The organism is Methylobacterium sp. NPDC080182 (genome assembly GCF_050281105.1).
Taxonomy (GTDB): Bacteria; Pseudomonadota; Alphaproteobacteria; order Rhizobiales; family Beijerinckiaceae; genus Methylobacterium.
The window spans coordinates 608,154-624,273 of sequence record NZ_JBNNWO010000001.1 but is presented as its reverse complement, the minus strand read 5'-3'; the positions used below and the strand labels follow the sequence as shown (position 1 = coordinate 624,273).

At 70.3% G+C, this 16,120-nt stretch carries 16 protein-coding genes; 7 read left to right on the top strand and 9 right to left on the bottom strand.

What is annotated here, in order from left to right:
• The first annotated feature begins 41 nt into the window (after positions 1-41).
• Genes ACQKQD_RS03090 through ACQKQD_RS03080 form a run of 3 tightly spaced genes read left to right on the top strand, consistent with a single transcriptional unit; the run spans position 42 to position 2,993 of the window.
• Positions 42-653: a TadE/TadG family type IV pilus assembly protein gene (locus tag ACQKQD_RS03090; protein ID WP_427507448.1), complete on the top strand. Its 612-nt coding sequence runs from the start codon at positions 42-44 to the stop codon at positions 651-653.
• A complete protein-coding gene (locus ACQKQD_RS03085) occupies positions 632-1,297 on the top strand; it encodes a TadE/TadG family type IV pilus assembly protein (protein ID WP_020092920.1) in 666 nt (221 codons plus the stop codon). The genes ACQKQD_RS03090 and ACQKQD_RS03085 overlap by 22 nt, the downstream gene beginning before the upstream one ends.
• Positions 1,269-2,993 carry a pilus assembly protein TadG-related protein gene (locus tag ACQKQD_RS03080; RefSeq protein ID WP_081636474.1) on the top strand — a complete coding sequence of 575 codons (1,725 nt, stop codon included), beginning with the start codon at positions 1,269-1,271 and terminating at the stop codon, positions 2,991-2,993. The genes ACQKQD_RS03085 and ACQKQD_RS03080 overlap by 29 nt, the downstream gene beginning before the upstream one ends.
• Before the next feature lie 47 nt (positions 2,994-3,040).
• Here the strand turns inward: ACQKQD_RS03080 and dksA are convergent, their stop codons facing one another.
• From dksA to ACQKQD_RS03060, 4 genes are all read right to left on the bottom strand, one after another.
• The gene (gene dksA, locus ACQKQD_RS03075; protein WP_012322444.1) at positions 3,041-3,460 is read right to left on the bottom strand and encodes an RNA polymerase-binding protein DksA; all 420 of its coding nucleotides are present in this window, start codon (positions 3,458-3,460) and stop codon (positions 3,041-3,043) included.
• A 182-nt stretch (positions 3,461-3,642) separates the two neighbouring features.
• Positions 3,643-4,650 (bottom strand): hypothetical protein, encoded by a 1,008-nt coding sequence (locus ACQKQD_RS03070; RefSeq protein WP_427507447.1) that lies wholly within the window; start codon positions 4,648-4,650, stop codon positions 3,643-3,645.
• 2 nt (positions 4,651-4,652) lie between these two features.
• Complete coding sequence (locus ACQKQD_RS03065; protein ID WP_427507446.1) at positions 4,653-6,026, bottom strand: MBOAT family O-acyltransferase; 1,374 nt, start codon at positions 6,024-6,026, stop codon at positions 4,653-4,655.
• Positions 6,027-6,153: 127 nt separating this feature from the next.
• Positions 6,154-7,401: an Hsp70 family protein gene (locus tag ACQKQD_RS03060; protein ID WP_427507445.1), complete on the bottom strand. Its 1,248-nt coding sequence runs from the start codon at positions 7,399-7,401 to the stop codon at positions 6,154-6,156.
• Positions 7,402-7,645: 244 nt separating this feature from the next.
• On the opposite strand from ACQKQD_RS03060, the gene ACQKQD_RS03055 reads away from it, so the two are divergent.
• Entirely contained in the window at positions 7,646-9,142 is a 1,497-nt protein-coding gene (locus tag ACQKQD_RS03055; protein WP_427507444.1) for a helicase HerA domain-containing protein, read from the top strand.
• A gap of 75 nt (positions 9,143-9,217) precedes the next feature.
• On the opposite strand, the gene ACQKQD_RS03050 is transcribed toward ACQKQD_RS03055, so the two are convergent.
• A complete protein-coding gene (locus tag ACQKQD_RS03050) occupies positions 9,218-9,646 on the bottom strand; it encodes a flagellar assembly protein FliX (protein ID WP_020092926.1) in 429 nt (142 codons plus the stop codon).
• Positions 9,647-9,886: 240 nt separating this feature from the next.
• On the opposite strand from ACQKQD_RS03050, the gene ACQKQD_RS03045 reads away from it, so the two are divergent.
• The 3 genes from ACQKQD_RS03045 to ACQKQD_RS03035 are packed head-to-tail and all read left to right on the top strand — an operon-like array spanning position 9,887 to position 11,868.
• Positions 9,887-11,023 carry a flagellar basal body P-ring protein FlgI gene (locus ACQKQD_RS03045; protein ID WP_042672916.1) on the top strand — a complete coding sequence of 379 codons (1,137 nt, stop codon included), beginning with the start codon at positions 9,887-9,889 and terminating at the stop codon, positions 11,021-11,023.
• Positions 11,024-11,048: 25 nt separating this feature from the next.
• Positions 11,049-11,408, top strand: coding sequence for a rod-binding protein (locus ACQKQD_RS03040; RefSeq protein ID WP_020092928.1), 360 nt, complete (start codon positions 11,049-11,051; stop codon positions 11,406-11,408).
• Positions 11,395-11,868 carry a hypothetical protein gene (locus ACQKQD_RS03035; RefSeq protein ID WP_427507443.1) on the top strand — a complete coding sequence of 158 codons (474 nt, stop codon included), beginning with the start codon at positions 11,395-11,397 and terminating at the stop codon, positions 11,866-11,868. Before ACQKQD_RS03040 ends, ACQKQD_RS03035 begins: the two co-directional genes overlap by 14 nt.
• Here the strand turns inward: ACQKQD_RS03035 and ACQKQD_RS03030 are convergent.
• The 4 genes from ACQKQD_RS03030 to flgK all read right to left on the bottom strand — a co-directional run bounded on the left by ACQKQD_RS03030 (position 11,865) and on the right by flgK (position 16,103).
• Positions 11,865-12,200, bottom strand: a complete 336-nt coding sequence (locus tag ACQKQD_RS03030; RefSeq protein WP_020092930.1) for a hypothetical protein — start codon at positions 12,198-12,200, stop codon at positions 11,865-11,867. The two genes, ACQKQD_RS03035 and ACQKQD_RS03030, sit on opposite strands and share 4 nt — an antisense overlap.
• Before the next feature lies 1 nt (position 12,201).
• The gene (locus tag ACQKQD_RS03025; RefSeq protein ID WP_056531919.1) at positions 12,202-12,462 is read right to left on the bottom strand and encodes a hypothetical protein; all 261 of its coding nucleotides are present in this window, start codon (positions 12,460-12,462) and stop codon (positions 12,202-12,204) included.
• Between the two features lie 147 nt (positions 12,463-12,609).
• On the bottom strand, positions 12,610-14,217 hold the full coding sequence (locus ACQKQD_RS03020) for a flagellin (protein ID WP_427507442.1): 1,608 nt from the start codon (positions 14,215-14,217) through the stop codon (positions 12,610-12,612).
• 2 nt (positions 14,218-14,219) lie between these two features.
• Entirely contained in the window at positions 14,220-16,103 is a 1,884-nt protein-coding gene (gene flgK / locus ACQKQD_RS03015) for a flagellar hook-associated protein FlgK (RefSeq protein ID WP_427507441.1), read from the bottom strand.
• Positions 16,104-16,120 lie beyond the last annotated feature (17 nt).

The following is a 16,120-nucleotide window of genomic DNA, read 5'->3' as shown; positions in this document are numbered from 1 at the left end:
CGCATATGAACAGCCGAGGACTTGTAGGAACGCAGGTCAGAGTGACGCCAGGTTGCCTTCTGGCGCGCCTCGGGCGCGACACCGGGGGCGCGGCCGCGGTGGAGTTCGCCCTCGTGGCCCTGCCCTTCCTGGCGCTGTGCGGCGCGATCATCCAGATCGTGTTCCAGATGTGGGCGACGCAGAATTTCGATCGCGCGCTCCAGAACGCGGTCCGGACGATCTTCACCGGCCAGTTCCAGCTCGACACCGCGGGCCAGACCAATCCGGGGACCGTGCTCGCGACCCTGAAGGCGCGGATGTGCGGATCGCCCGTCAGCCCCGTGCCCACCGTGTTCAACTGCCAGAACGTCAAGATCGACGTCGCGACCTCGAGCAGCTTCGCGAGCGCGACCGCGAACAAGCCGATCGACACCGCCACGGGCACGTGGAGCACGAGTTTCGGCTCCAACTACAAATGCGCTTCGCCCGGGACGATCGTGATCGTCACCGCGGCGGTGCCGTTCCCGACCTTCTTCAACCTGATGGGCCTCAACACGAAGCAGTTCACCAGCGGATCCGCGGAGGGATCGAGCCTGCTGACCTCCACGGCGGTGTTCCGCACCGAGCCCTACCAGATCGTCGGAGCGAGCCCGTGCCCGTCCTCACCGTCCTGACCCGGCGGGCGGCGCGGCTCCGGCACGACAGGCGCGGCGGCGCGGCCGTCGAGTTCGCCGTCATCCTGCCGATCCTGCTCGCGATCTGGGCGGGCATGACCGAGGTGACGCACGCCATCGACGAGTGGCGCAAGCTGACGCAGCTCGGCCGCACCGTGGCGGACCTGACGGCGCAGGGCGACACACAGAACCCGATCAGCACCACCGTGATGAACGACATCCTCGCCTCCGCCACGGCGGTGATGCGCCCGTTCGACACGTCGAAGGTCAAGATCGTGGTCAGCGCGATGGGCACCGACGCGAAGGACCCGAGCGGTCCTCCGGTGGTCTGCTCCAGCGTCGCCAACACCAACGGGACCGCGCGGAGCCCGGGCCCCGCGCCCAGCCTGACCGTGCCGGACGGCTATCGGATGCCGGGCATGCGCTACGTGCTGGCTGAGGTCAGCATCAGCTACACGCCGATGATCGGGAGCGCGCTGGTCAAGCTCGCCAAGGGCGTGAGCAACACGATCACGTTCACCAGCAGCGCGCCGTGGCCGACCCGCGGCGGCCAGGCCTACGGCACCAGCACCTACACGGAAGTCGTCCTGCCGGACGACAAACAATCGAACTGCGATGGCACGAAGATCGTTCGCAAAACCTGACGGCCGCCCCGAGCGGCGCCGCGACATCCTGCGCGACCGCGGCGGCAACGTCGCTCTGCTGTTCGCGTTCCTGAGCGTGCCGATGGTGATGGTCGGCGGCGCGGCGATCGATTACGGCTTCGCCACGCGGCTGGAGACGAAGCTCCAGGCCGCGGCCGACGCCACGGCGCTGCTGCTCTGCCAGACGCCGCTGACGACGTCCGAAACCGAACTCAACGCCCTGGCGCAGACGACGATGACCGGTGCCATGGGGGCGGCGAGCCTCGTGGTCGACCGGCTGGCCATCACCAGCAGCCCGCGCAAGATCACGCTGACCGCTCACAAGCAGTCGACGACCTTCTTCGGCGGCCTGACCGGGACCCAGCGCATCAACCCGGGCGCCGTCTCGCAATGCGCCACGCCGCTGCCGAAGACTTTCGAGATCGCGCTCGTGCTCGACAACACGGGCTCGATGGCCGCCTCGAGCGGGGGACAGTCGAAGCTTCAGGCCGTCCAGACGGCCGCGACCGACTTCGTCAACTACGTCTACACCAGCCCGGCCTTCTCCAGCGCGAGCAAGATCTCCATCGTGCCGTTCGCCGCGTCTGTGGCTGTCAATCCAGCCACCTATCGTTACGCGACCTGGATCGATCAAGCTGCGCAATCCAGCTATCACTGGCTCAACGTCAACGGCCTTCAGGGCACGGGCATCACCAATCGCTTCGACATCTTCTCGAAGTTGCAGGCGGCCAACTCCGGCTGGGCCTGGGCGGGATGCCTCGAAACACTGCCCTATCCCCTGAATGTTCAAGACGGCGCACCGACCGCGAGCAACAAGGATTCTTATTATCTCCCGCTCTTCGCCCCCGACGAGCCGGGTGACGGCTCGTCGGAATATAGCGAATACTCGACTAAAAACTCATCGAGTATCAGCTTTAACAGCTATATCGACGATTATACGAACAGCCCCGATTGCCCCAAGCCGACCCGGGACACGTCATTCTCGACGGCCGAGGCGCGTGCATGCAAGTATCTCAGCCCCCGCGATCCGTCACCCACCTCGCGAAACCGCTACACGGGTATTCCCAACGGGCCGAATTTCGGCTGCACGACCCAGCCGCTTCAGCGACTGACCAGTGATACCACGACGCTCAAGAACCTGATCAACCTGATGGTAGCCTCAGGCTCGACCAATATTCATGAAGGTTTCATGTGGGGATGGCGCACGCTTTCCCCGAACAGCGTGTTCGCAGACGGCGCGCGCTACTCCTCGAACAGCGCCAATTCCGACCTCAGCACGATCAACAAGATCATGATCCTCATGACAGACGGGGAAAATACCTGGCCCGTAAATTCGAACCCGTCCTACAATAAATCCATGTACTTTCCCTTCGGCTATTTTACGAACGCCGATGGATCGAACCCGAATTCGCGGCTTCCGCCCAGCAATCAAAATATTTCGAATGCCCGCACAGCGCGGGATGCGCTCGACAAACTGACAGCCCTCGCGTGCAGCAACGCGAAGACAAATAATATATCGATCTACACGATCGGCTTCAGCGTCCCGGCGGATCCGATCGACTCGGCCGGCCAGACGCTGCTGCGGAACTGCGCCTCGTCACCGGACCAGTTCTACCTCGCCAACTCGTCCGACGACCTGATCAAGGCCTTCAAGTCGATCCAGGCCAGCATCGGCGCGCTGCGGCTGACGCAGTAGGCGCCGCGCCGGCGCTGCGCGGGATCCGGCGCGCGGGCCGGACCCGGTCAGTCGTCGCGGTAGACCCGCTCGCGGCGCTCGTGCCGCTCCTGCGCCTCGAGGGACAGGGTGGCGATCGGGCGCGCGTCGAGGCGGCGCAGGGAGATCGGCTCGCCGGTCTCCTCGCAGAACCCGTAGGATCCGTCCTCGATTCGGGCCAGCGCCGCGTCGATCTTGCCGGTGAGCTTGCGCTGGCGGTCCCGGGCCCGCAGCTCGATCGCCCGGTCCGTCTCGGAGGACGCGCGGTCGGCGAGGTCGGGGTGGTTCTCGTTCTCGCTCTGCAGAGCCACCAGCGTATCCTGCGCCTCGCGCAGGATGTCGTTCTTCCAGCTCAGCAGCTTGCGCCGAAAATATTCGCGCTGCCGGTCGTTCATGAAGGGCTCGTCGTCGGACGGGACGTAGCCGTCCTCCAGCTGCACCTTCGCCATGCGTCACCCTCGCTGGATGGTAAACCGCCCACCAGGGGATGGCCGGTGTGCGGCGATAACGTGAGGTGCCGTATAGTCGAGGTGCCTCATCGCCACAACGCACACGGATGCAGGGGCTGTAACTGGCTGTCACTGCATCGCCGCGTGCGGCAAACAGGCCACGGTACAGATGTTTTACGCTGTCATCTGGTCCGCAACCGTACGATCGCCTCGGCGATCTCGGTCGTCAGGCTCCGGGCGATCGGCAGCCTGTAGTGGGTCTGGTCGAAGAACTGGTCGGGATCGGCCGCCGCGGGGCGGCCGTCGCGCCAGTCGACCACCGTGCTGAGCGCGTGAGTCGCCAACACCGTGCGCACCTCGGCCCGGCAGGCGGCCTCGGCCCGCGCCCGAGGGCTGCCGGGCGGCGGCTCGCCGCGGGCGTAGACCGGCGGGAACACCACCACGACCGGCGTCTCCGCCGGGATCCGGGTCAGTTCGGCGCGCAGGCGCGCCGCGATCGGGAACGGCCCGCCGTGCCGCGGCTCCGGCTCGGGCCCGACCGGCTTCTCCAGCGCCGCCTTCTTGGCGGGATCGACGCCGAAGCCCTGGCTCAGGTAGTTGCGCTCGTAATCCCACCAGCCGTCGGCCGCGGCGGTCTTGCGGCGCGGGTTCAGGAGCCAGCCGATGCGGTTGACCGTCTCCTGCGCGGCCGAGAAGCGGATCAGCCCGCGCAGGTAGGCGGGCCAGTCCCCCACGAGCCAGTAGGGAAAGCCGTGCTCGCTCGGGAAGGACGGGTCGTCCGCGCACCAGAACGCGTCGGCCGAGAGCACGATCGCGGCGGGGCGGGCGTGGTGCTGCAGGTACCATCCCAGCAAGGCGAACTGCTCGGACGGGCCGGTGGCCGGCACCGAGAGCTGGAGGAACGGGATGCCGGTGAGCCGGGTCAGTGCCGCCGGCTCGATGAGTTGGATGTGCGAGTTGCCGATCACCACGCCCGCATAGGCCGGATCGCGGCCGCGGACGGCCGAGGCCGTGCGGGGCCCCTGCGGCCGCACGGCCCCCCGGGACAGCAGCGTCGAGCGGCCGGTATCGTAGGGGTCGACCAGCACCGCGAGGGCCAGGTAGCCCGCGAAGAGGCCGACCATCGACAAGGCCAGGGTGCGGGCGAAGCCGCGCCAGTCCCTGTCGGTCGTGGGGGGTGCGGGCGCCATCCTCAGAACTGGAAGTAGATGAACTCGTAGTTCGCATCGTCGCCGATCTTCAGCAGGACGAGCACGAACAGCAGCGCGAAGCCGAAGGCGAGGAGCCGGCGCGGCGGCAGCCGGTGCACCGCGTTCCAGGCGGTGGGCCCGACCGTCGCGACCAGGGCGGCGATGGCGATGGTGCGCCACTTGAAGCCGGAGCCCTTCGGCGCGAGCCCGAAGAGTCCTTTGAAGATCGCGAGGGCCGCTTCGAAGCTCGTCGCGCGGAACAGAACCCAGGTCAGCACGACGAACAGGCTGGTGAGCACCCAGCCCAGCGGCGCGGGGATCGCGATCCGGGCCCGGCGCGCCAGGACACCGGCCCCGAGGCCGATCCCGTGCAGCGCCCCCCAGGCGAGGAAGGTCAGGCCGGCCCCGTGCCAGAGGCCGCCGAGCGTCATCGTGGCGACGAGCGCCCCGACCTGCCGCGGAAGCCCGCGGCGGTTCCCGCCCATCGGGATGTAGAGGTAGTCGCGCAGGAAGCGCGACAGGGTCATGTGCCAGCGCCGCCAGAAGTCGCGGAGCGACGTGGCGCGGTACGGCGCGTCGAAGTTCTGCGGCAGGACGAGGCCGAACAGCAGCGCGATGCCCAGCGCCATGTCGGTGTAGCCGGAGAAGTCGAAGTAGATCTGGAAGGTGAAGCCGAGCGTCGCCTGCCACGCCTCGACCACCGTGACGGCCTTGCCGGCAGCGGCGGCCTGGAACACCGGGTTCACGTACTCCGCGAGCGGGTCGCCGAGGAACACCTTCTTGGCGAGGCCGACGGTCAGCAGCATCAGCCCGCGGGCGAAGCGCTCGGCGGCGTCGGGCCGCGCGTAGGGCGCCTCGTCGAACTGGTGCATGATCTCGCTCCAGCGCACGAGCGGGCCGGCGAGAACCTGCGGGAAGAACGCGATGTAGAGGGCGTATTTCACGAGCCCGAAGCCCGGCGCCCGGCCGGCCCGCAGGTCGGCGAGATACATGATGTGGTGGAAGGTGAAGAACGAGATGCCGAGCGGCAGGGCGAGGCCGAGCCGCTGCGCCTCCAGGCCGGGGATCAGGTTGGCGAGGTCGGCCGCGAAGTCGAGGTACTTGAACACGCCGAGCAGCGCGAGGTTGGCGGCGATCGCCGCCGGGATCAGCCAGCGGCCGGGCCACCGGCGGTAGGCGCGCGCCACGCACCAGTTCGCCAGGATAGAGCCGGCCAGCAGCGGCACGAACCGGACGTCCCACCAGCCATAGAACACGAAGGACAGGGCGACGAGGAGCGGCAGCCGCCACGCGGGCGCGGCGCGCGCCACCAGCCCGTGCAGGATCAGCGCGGCCGGCAGGAAGGCGAGGAGGAAGACGAAGGAGTTGAACAGCATCGGGCGAGGCGGCGCGGAGGAGCCCGGATGGGCCGCCGTTGTCTCCGAGCGGGAGGGACCGCCTTGTCGAGGATCAGGGCCGGCCCGTCAATCGTCGCAGAGGCGGCGCGCCCGGCCGGGCGCGGCCTCACGCTCCGCGGCTGGCCGCCTCGATGGTCAGGCCCAGCCCCACCGAGCCGAACGTGTCGCCCTCCACCACCCGGGCGGCCGGCAGCGCGGCCGTCAGCGCGGCGCGCAGGTGCGGCAGGCCGGTGGAGCCGCCGGTGAGGAACAGGGCGTCGACCCGGTCGGCCGTCAGTTCCGCCTGCGTGAGGCAGCGCGCGATCCGGGCCGCGACGGCGCGGGCGAGGTCCCCCGTCTGGGCGGACAGGGTCGCGCGATCCACCGGGACCGCGAGCCCGGGCTCCAGGAGGCCGAGGTCGAGCAGGGTCGCGTCCTGTTCGGACGCCGCGATCTTGGCGCTCTCCACTGCCCCGGCCAGGGCGTGACCGCGCTCGCCCTCCACCGCCTCGCGCAGCCGCGCGAGCAGGTCGGGCCGGGCGCCGTCGCGGATGACCTCGTCGATCTCGCGCAGGGTCTTCTGATTGTAGAGGCGGTTGATCGCCGACCACGTGGCGAGGTCGTGGTAGTAGGCGTTCGGCACCGCGAGGTCGCCGCGGCGCATCGGGCTTCCGAGGCCCAGGAGCGGCATCACCGTTCCGAGGCTGAGCTGTCGGTCGAAATCGGTGCCGCCGATCCGCACCCCGTCGTTGGCCAGGATGTCGCCGGCCCGGTCCGGCCGCCCCCGCCGCTCCGGCGCGAGGCGCACGATGGAGAAGTCCGAGGTGCCGCCGCCGATGTCGGCGACGAGGGCGATCTCCTCCGCGCGGACCTGGCGCTCGTAGTCGAGTGCCGCGGCGATCGGCTCGTACTGGAACGAGACCTCCCGGAAGCCGACGTCGCGGGCGATGTCGCGCAGCGTGTCCTCCGCGCGGCGATCCGCTTCCGGGTCGCCGTCGACGAAGTGGACCGGGCGGCCGTGGACCACCGTGTCGAGGCTCTGGCCGCTGGCGGCCTCCGCCCGCGCCTTCACGGCGGTGAGGTAGCGGGCGATGACGTCGCGCAGGCGCAGCCGCTGGCGGCCGACCGGGGTCGCCTCATCCATGAGCGGCGTGCCGAGCACGGATTTCAGCCCGCGCATCAGCCGGCCGGACCGGCCCTCGACATAGGCCGCCGTGGCGGCCCGGCCGATGATCGGCTCCCGTCCGAGCTCGAAGAAGATCGCGCTCGGTATTGTCCGGTGCGCGCCCTCCAGGGGCAGCAGCGTCGGGCCGTCCGGGCCGATATGCCCGAGCGTGGTGTTCGACGTGCCGAAATCGAGGCCGCAGGCCGCCATCGTGTCGTGGATCCGGGAGTGGAGAGAAGGGCCGTGGGCCTACAGGGCCGCCATGCCGGGGTCCAGGGCGGAAGAGCGGGGCCCGGGGCTCCCGGACGGGGGTTGACGGCCCGATCGCGCACCGGCGGCGGAGCCACGCCTCGGACCGACGCCCACATGCGGCCCACACGCGGCCCATATGCGGGAAGCGTGGACAGTGCCGCGGCGGCACACCCGGACCCGCCGGGCCGTGCTATGAGGCCCCATGCGTTCCGACATCGATCTCGGCCTGACCGGCGAGCGCCCCGCGCTCCTCGACCTCACCGAACTGCTCGCCACGCGGCTCCTGGTTCAGGGCAATTCCGGGTCCGGCAAATCGCACCTGCTACGGCGGCTGCTCGAGCAGAGCGCCGGCCTCGTGCAGCAGGCGATCATCGATCCGGAGGGCGACTTCGCCAGCCTCGCCGACCGCTACGGCCACGTCGTGGTGGAGGCCGACGGCGACGACGTCGCCCTGCAGCGGATCGCCGCCCGGGTGCGGACCCACCGGGTCTCGGTGGTGCTGTCGCTGGAGAATCTCGACGCCGACGGCCAGATGCGGGCCGCCGCCGCCTTCCTGGGCGGCCTGTTCGACGCCGACCGCGACCATTGGTACCCGATGCTGGTGGCCGTGGACGAGGCGCAGCTCTTCGCGCCCGCGGCCGCCGGCGAGGTCTCGGACGAGGCCAGGCGCCTGTCGCTCGGCGCGATGACCAACCTCATGTGCCGCGGCCGCAAGCGCGGGCTCGCCGGCATCATCGCCACGCAGCGCCTCGCCAAGCTCGCCAAGAACGTCGCGGCCGAGGCCTCGAACTTCCTGATGGGCCGGACCTTCCTCGACATCGACATGGCACGCGCCGCCGACCTCCTCGGGCTGGAGCGCCGGCAGGCCGAGACGTTCCGCGACCTGCCGCGCGGGCATTTCGTGGCCCTGGGACCGGCCCTGTCCCGGCGCCCGCTCACCATCGCGGTCGGGCCGACCCAGACCGTGAGCCGGAGTTCCTCGCCGGTCCTCGTGCCCCTGCCCGACGCCCTGGAGGATGCCCGCGCGCTGATCCTCACAGCGAGCCCCGCCGAGATCGTCGCGCCGCTGGCGCCGCGGCCGAAGCCGCGCCCCGCGCCGGCGCCAGACGTGCTCGTCCAGCTCGCCAATTACCGTCCGCCGGCTCCGGCGGAGGAGGTGGAGGAGGAACCCATGGACCCGGAGGCCCGCGAGGCGGCGCTCGCCGAGGTGCTGGCCTCCGTGCTGGCGGATGCCGACGCCGCCGCCTGCACTCCCGCCACGCTCTACCAGGACTTCACGGTCCGCTGCCGGATCCGGCGCCTGCGCGGCGACACGATGGGTCTGCCCGAGTTCAAGCGGCGCCTCGCGGTCGCGCGGGCCGAGGCCGGCGGCGCGGTCGCGGACAATTCCGGCTGGGAGCAGGCCCAGGCGATCGCGGCCGGCCTGCCGGACGACCTCGCTGGCCTGTTCCTCGTGGTCGCGCGGGCTGCCATCGAGGGCGCCCCCTGCCCCACCGACACCGTGCTGGCCGAGGCCTACGGCACCAGCTCGGGCGGCCGGGCGCGGCGGATGCTGGCCTATCTCGAGGAGCGCGGCGCCATCGTCACCCGCAAGGACCTGCGCGGCGCACCGATCATCGCGGTGCCGGATCTCGGCGTCGAGACCGGACCGGGCGAGCCGCAGATGTTGCCGACGGGTCCGAAGCGGCGGGCGGTGTAGCGGGCGGGGTAGCGGGATCGGGCGCTCGCCGGGCGCAGTACCGGGATGCGCCCAGGGTGAGGTGCGGAAGCCCGGTCAGACGCGCCGGGCCATCTCCAGCTTGGCGAGTTCCACCGCGGCGCGCAGTTCGATCTCGGCCATCAGGCCGTCGAGCCGGGGATCCCCCGAGAGGCCGGCACGCTCGTTCAGGCGGCCGGCGATGGCGCGCAGATCCTGCGGCGCGACGCGGCCGCCGAGCAGTGCCGCCTTCAGCCGGTCGAGGCCGTCGAGGAGGTCCTGGCCGCGCTGGGCGGAGCGCCGGCGCCGCTCCTGGGGCGTGTCGGCCTCGGCCTGGAGAAGCAGGACCGCGTCGAGCCCGGCGAGCGTCGCGGCGGCGGCCGGCGCGCCGGCAGACGTCGTCGACGACGGGGCCGCGCCGAGGCTGAAGGCTGCGCCGCCCTCGGGCTTCCGGGCGGACGCGACACCGCCGGCGCTCTGGATCGGCTGGCGAGTCTCGACACGCATGATCCGGTTCGCGTTGCTCCAAGCGCCCCCGCGCAGAACCGGAAATTCGGCCGCCAGGGTTAAGCGCGGGTAAACAAGCCGGCAGAAGCTGCCGGGTCGGCAGGTTCGGTGCCGGCACCGCGAGGCGCGGGGCCAGACCTGGCCCGGAAAAACTTTGTTTTCTTCAATGGCTTGCACAGATCGGGCGGCTGGCACGACCCTGGCAGGATGGGGGCAGGTCCGTCACGGTCGAAACACGGCATGCGCCCGCGTCACGCGTTCAGTCCTCTCCGGTCTCTCTCGGTCGCCCTCGCGGGCGCCCTGCTTCTCGCCGCGCTGTCCGTGCCGGCGCTCGCCCTGTCGCGCGTCAAGGATCTCGCCTCCATCGAGGGCGTTCGCCAGAACCAGCTCGTCGGCTACGGCATCGTGGTCGGCCTCAACGGAACCGGCGACACGCTGAACAACATCCCGTTCACCAAGCAGTCGCTCCAGGCCATGCTGGAGCGCCTCGGCGTCAACACCCGCGGCGCCACGATGCGCACGCAGAACCTCGCCGCCGTGATGGTGACCGCGAGCCTGCCGCCCTTCGCCGCGCAGGGCACCCGGATCGACGTGACGGTCTCGTCGCTGGGCGACGCCAAGTCCCTCCAGGGCGGCACCCTGCTGGTGACGCCGCTGCTCGGCGCCGACGGCGAGGTCTACGCCCTGGCGCAGGGCTCGGTGGCGATCGCCGGCTTCGCCGCCGAGGGCGATGCCGCGAAGATCACCCGGGGCGTGCCGACCAACGGCCGGATTTCCAACGGCGCCAATATCGAGCGCGAGATCGCCTTCAAGCTGAACGACGCCCGCTCGCTGCGTCTGTCGCTGCGCAACCCGGATTTCACCACCTCGAAGCGGATCGCCGCGGCGATCAACGACTTCATGGGCGCCGACACCGCCGAGCCCACCGACCCGGCCACCGTCACGATCCAGATCCCGTCCCGCTACAACGGCAACATGATCCGCCTCATCACCGAGGTGGAGCAGCTGAAGGTGGAGCCTGACCAGACCGCCCGGGTCGTGGTCGACGAGCGCTCCGGCATCATCGTCATGGGCCGGGACGTGCGCGTGTCGACGGTGGCCATCGCCCAGGGCAACCTCACCGTCACCATCACCGAGCAGCCGCAGGTCAGCCAGCCGGCGCCGTTCTCCGACGGACGCACCGTCGTGGTGCCGCGCACGGGGGTGAAGGTCGATACCGGGGACGGAAACAAGCTCGCCCTGGTGAAGGAGGGTGTCAGCCTGCGCGAGTTGGTCGACGGTCTCAACGCCCTGGGCGTCGGCCCGCGGGATCTCATCTCGATCCTCCAGGCGATCAAGGCCGCTGGCGCGCTCCAGGCCGATATCGAGCTGATGTGACCGAACGGACGCGAAGGGACGATCCATGCTGCAACTCGCCAGTCTCGCGGCCAGCGCCGCCGCCAGCGTCGGAACCTCGGTGGCCGGGAGCGCCGTCGACGGGATCATCAAGACCGCCAACAAGGCCAAGGCCTTGAAGACGGCGACCGAGTTCGAATCGATGTTCCTGGAGAACAGCCTCGACCGGCTGACCCAGTCGGAGGGCACCGACGGGCCGCTCGGCGAGAACGGGACCGGCGGCGGTGTCTACCGCTCGATGCTGACCAAGGAATACGCGAAGCAGATCGTGAAGAGCGGCGGAGTCGGCATCGCCGATTCGGTTTTCCGTGAGATCATGAAGATGCAGGGCGCGGCGAGCGAGGGAGCGATCCATGCAAAGGGCTGAACCGCTGCGCGTCGGGGACCAGATCACCGCCGAGGCCCTGGTGGCGGGCGTGCTCGGCAACATGGCCGCGCTGGAAGCCGTGCTCGCCGAAGAGGCGGCCTACGTCCGGGAAGGGCGACTGCAGGAGGGCGTCGCCGCGGCCGAGCCGAAGGCCGCGCTGGCCGCCGCCTACATGCAGGGTCTCGAGGTCGCGAAGGCGAACGCCGTCGCACTGAAGCGCTTCCATCCCGACGGGGTCGAGGCCCTGCGCACCGCCCACCGGCGGTTCACCGCGGCCGTGGAGGCGAACCAGACGGTGCTCGCCAGCGCCAAGACCGTCTCGGAAGGGCTGATCAAGACCCTGGCGGAGGAGATCGGCCGGGCACAGCTCCCCTCCGGCTACGGGCGGCAGACGCCAGCGCCGTCCCCGTACGGCCGCGGCGTGCGCAGCGGGCCGCTGGTCCTCTCGCGCAACCTCTAGGGCCCGCCCGGACGGCGGCCGGCGCCGATCCGGACGTAGGTCCGCACCTCGCCGAGATCGGTGTCGACGCGGTTGTCGACCGCGATGCGGCCGGCGACAACTGGCGCTGCCGCGACGCCGCTCCCCGCGGCCAGATCCGCCCCCGCGACGACGCGGCCCGAGACGCGGAGGCAGCTGCCGCTCCCCGGCAGCCGCACGAAGCCCTGGCCCTTGGACGGGCACGGCACCGGCCCCGGGATCACGGGCAGATCCCGCAGGTCGAGGGCCTCGGCCGGGCCAGCGCCGGCCACGATCGCCGCGAGGGCAGCGCAGACCGGGATCCGGCCGCGCATCTCAGGCGGCCTGGCGGGCGAGATCTCGGTGGAGCAGGTCGATGTAGTGCTCGACCTCGCCGACGAACCCGTCGAGGTCGGGCTCGTGGATGCGCAGGCGGGCGAGGTCCCGCAGCAGGATGTCGAGGGCGATGGCGCGCTCTTCGGGATGCGCGTAGCCCGCGAGGTAGGTGTCGACGGCCTGCTCGACCAGGACGATCGCGCCGCTACGCGGGACGGCTCCCAGGCGGAGGACGAGTTCGATGGGTCCGGACAGCGCCATGCCGACCTCTCCTCAATCGAATGACGGCGCGTGGGCGCGACCGCACGCTGCGCTTCATTCCCGGAAAGCGGCAAGACTATGGTGAACCCGACACGTCGCGAGATTTTTCGAGCGTCAGGCGCGCGTTGACCGGTCTCGGCGATCAGCTCAGCTGATGTAGTTCACGAGGGAGAGCTTCGAGAGCGTCGCGGTCACCTGATAGCTGGCCTGAAGCCGGTTCTGCACGTCGAGCAGCTTGGTGATGACCTCCTCGGGGGAGATCTGCTCGATCCCGTCCAGGGTGTTCTGGACGGTGTTCTGGAGCGCCTTGTTGGTCGTGCCGGCATTCGAGAGCCGCGTCGACGCGACGGTGAGCTGCGTGACCGTGTCCTGGACGCTGGGGGTCTGGTTGGCGGACGAGAGCAGGCTGCCGGCCTTCGTCGCCACCGTCTGGTAGGTGTTGTAGGTGTTGGCGTCGTTCGTGGTGGGCAGGCCGAAGGCCATGGTCGCCAGGCCGGCGAGCACGTTCTGGACCGCGGGATCGTTGGCGCGGGCGCCCGTCCCGACGCTCCCGGTCGCGCTCACCTGGACCGACTGCGTGTCGATCGCCGAGGTCGGCTGTGGCACTGCCGGCGGCGCGGGCTGCGTGTAGGTGTTCTCGCCCTGGTACCACAGCACCGTGTCCTGGGGCGTGGCCGCCCTGTAGCCGACCGGGGTGGTGCCGTCGTACAGGATGCGCTGCGGCATCACGCCGGACCCCGACGGGCCGCCTTCCGCCGCGCCCGAGAAGAAGTTCGACGCGGTCGCCGCGGTGGCGTTCACCGCCAGCGTGCTGTTGGCCGCACCGGTCAGCGCGTTGCTCAGTGTCGCCGACAGGTTGGCCATCGTCTGGGCGGGCGTCGAGCCGATGGCGAAGTTGGTGATCGATTTCGGGTCCGCGCTCGTCGCGGCCGTGAGCGTGATCGTCGTGGAGGTGCCGTCGGCCATCTTCAGCGCGAACGACACGGTATCGCCGGCGCTCGGCTGCGTCGTCATGCTGAGGCTGAAGCTGCCCGGGCTCGTAGCCGTGCCCGCCGTATAGGTCGCGCCGATCGCCGAGCCGGTCGTGGTCGGCGCGCCCGCCAGGGTGAAGCCGAATTGCCCTCGGGTCAGGTTGTTCGACTCTTCGGTGACCTGCACGCTCGTGGCCGGGCTGGCCAGAGTCTGCGTCAGGCGGCCGTTGCCCCCCGCGCCGAGCTCGGCGGTGACCCGCTGCGAGATCAGGGTCGAGAGGCCGTCGAGCGTGTTGCCGCTCGCGTCGGTCGTGCCGTTGAGGATCTTGCTCGAATCGACCACCGGCTGGGTCGTGGTGTCGGTGCCGCCGAACAGGTAGTTGCCCGCCGCCGATTCGTTGAGCGTGTCGAGCGCCGTCTGCAGGTTGGCCAGCGCCGTCGACCGGCCGGAGACCGAGTTCGCCGCCACGCTCTGCAGGCCGTTCTGGAGCATCGTCCCGGTGGAGGTGCCGAGGGTCGCCACCTGCGTCAGGCTCGTGACCGCGAGGTCGGTCCGGGTCTGCGCGGCGGTGATGCCGGCGGCGTAGCCGGAGAGCGCGCTCAGGGCGGCCTGCGCGGACAGAGCCGTCGACCGCCCGGAGCCGAGGCCGCCATAGGTCTGCGAGACCTGACCGCTCGAGAGCTGGTTGGTCAGGTCGTTGAGCTGGCTCTTCAGCGCCTGGAGCTGCGAGGCGTTGCGGTTGGTGATGTAGGAGCCGGCCGCGAAGGGCGTGATCGTCGTCATGATCAGATCTGCAGCAGCTGGTTGAGCATGTCGCGGGCCGCGGTGAGCACGCGGGCGTTGGCACCGTACGCGGTCTGCAGGGCGATCAGGTTCGACATCTCCTGGTCGATGTTGACGCCCGCCCCGGCGGAGAACCGGCTCTGCGCGGTGGAGAGCGCCGTCTGCTGGGTGGCGTCGAGGGCGGCGGCGTTCGACGCGTTGGCCCCCTGCGTGGACACGATGTCCTGCGCGAAACCGATCACGGTGGCGCTGTAGGGGGCCGAGACGCCGCCGATACCGCTCGACGACGAGAAGGTCTGCTGGTTCGCGGTGAGCGCCGTGAACAGCTTCTGGGCGCGGGCGCCCGACGTGCTCGTGTCCGTGGCGCTCGTCGCCGTCAGCGCGGCGGTGTTGCCCGCCAGCGCGCCGTTGACCGTGATGCGCTGGGCGAAACCGGTGAGCTGCGAGCCGCCGTCGAACGTGCCGGTGTAGAGCTTGTTGCCCGTACCGTCGACGAACATCGCGATCGACGGGTTGCCGGTGTTCAGGTCCGACGCCGAGACGGCCGTGACGCTGGCGCTCGCCGCGCCGGCGACCTTGCCGGCCGCCCCCAGCGTCAGCGTCGCGCTGGTGGCGGTCGAGGAGACCGGACTCGCCGACAGTGTCGGCAGCTTGTAGGTGCTGCCGGAGGCGTTGAACGTGGCGAAGGCGGACTGGATCGCCGCCGCGTAGGTGCCGGGCCCGACGCTGGCGTTGAAGGTCAGCGTGAGGCCGCTGGCATCCGTGGTCTGCGCGGCGGGCACGACCGCGCCGCTGGAGGTCGCGGACGCCACCAGCGTCACGTTGCGCACGGCCCCGGTGTTGTCGGTGACCGGGAAGGTGATCGTATTCCCGGGCTGCATCGTCGAGACGCTGATCTGCGTGTCGGTCCCGCTGTACGTCCCGGTGGTCGCGGTATTCGTGAGCGCCTTCGAGAGGCCGGCCGCGAGATCGTCGAGCTGCCGCTGCGCCTGCGGCAGGGTCTGGTCGCGCATCTCGATCTCGGCGGCCAAGCTGCCGGACCGCAGCACGCCGGGGGCGCCGAGGTCGATCTTGCCGCCGCCCGGCAGCGTCGCCGTGATGGTTCCGACCGTCCGCTGGGCGGGGTCGGTCGAGTAGCTCGCGGTGGGGCTGAGCACGCCGCGTCCATCGAAGGTCAGGGTCGCGGCGTTCCCGCGGTCGACCAGCGTCACCCCCGACTGGGTCATGACCGAGACCGTGCCGTCGCGCTGCTGGACCGTCTGTACGTCCATGTAGCTCGACAGGCTGTTGATCGCCTGGTCGCGCTGGTCCTGAAGATCGGTCAGCGAGGTGCTGTCAGTGGTGTTCTGGATCTTGCCGTTGAGCGTCGCGATGTTGGACAGGATGGTGCTCGCCGCGCTCGTGTCGGTGCCGAGCTGCGACTCGAGGCCGGTGCGCAGGTTCTGCACCGTTCCGGCGGCGCTGTTGATGAGGCTGGCGACGGCCGCGGCATTGCCCAGCACCGTCGTGCGGGCGGCCGCCGAGGTCGGGTTCGCGGCGAGTTCCTGGAGCGATTGGGTGAAGGTGTTCAGCGTCCCGTCGAGGGAGGTGGAGCTGCCGGGCACGCCGTAGAGGGCGTCGAGCTGGGCGGCGATGCCGGACTTGGTGCCCGTGTAGGCGGCCCCCGAGGTCTCCAGCCGGAGCTGGTTCAGCGCCGCGGCATCGAAGCTGCGGGTGATGGTGCCGGCGGCCACGCCGGAATTGTTCGTCCCGGTGGCCACCGTCGAGAGCGTGCGCTTGACGTAGCCCGCCGTCCCAGCATTGGCGACGTTCTGCGAGACGATGTTGATCGCCGCCTGGGTGGCGGCGAGGCCTGCGCTCGAGGTGGAGATCGCATTCAGCGACATGTCACGGCCTCCGCGGC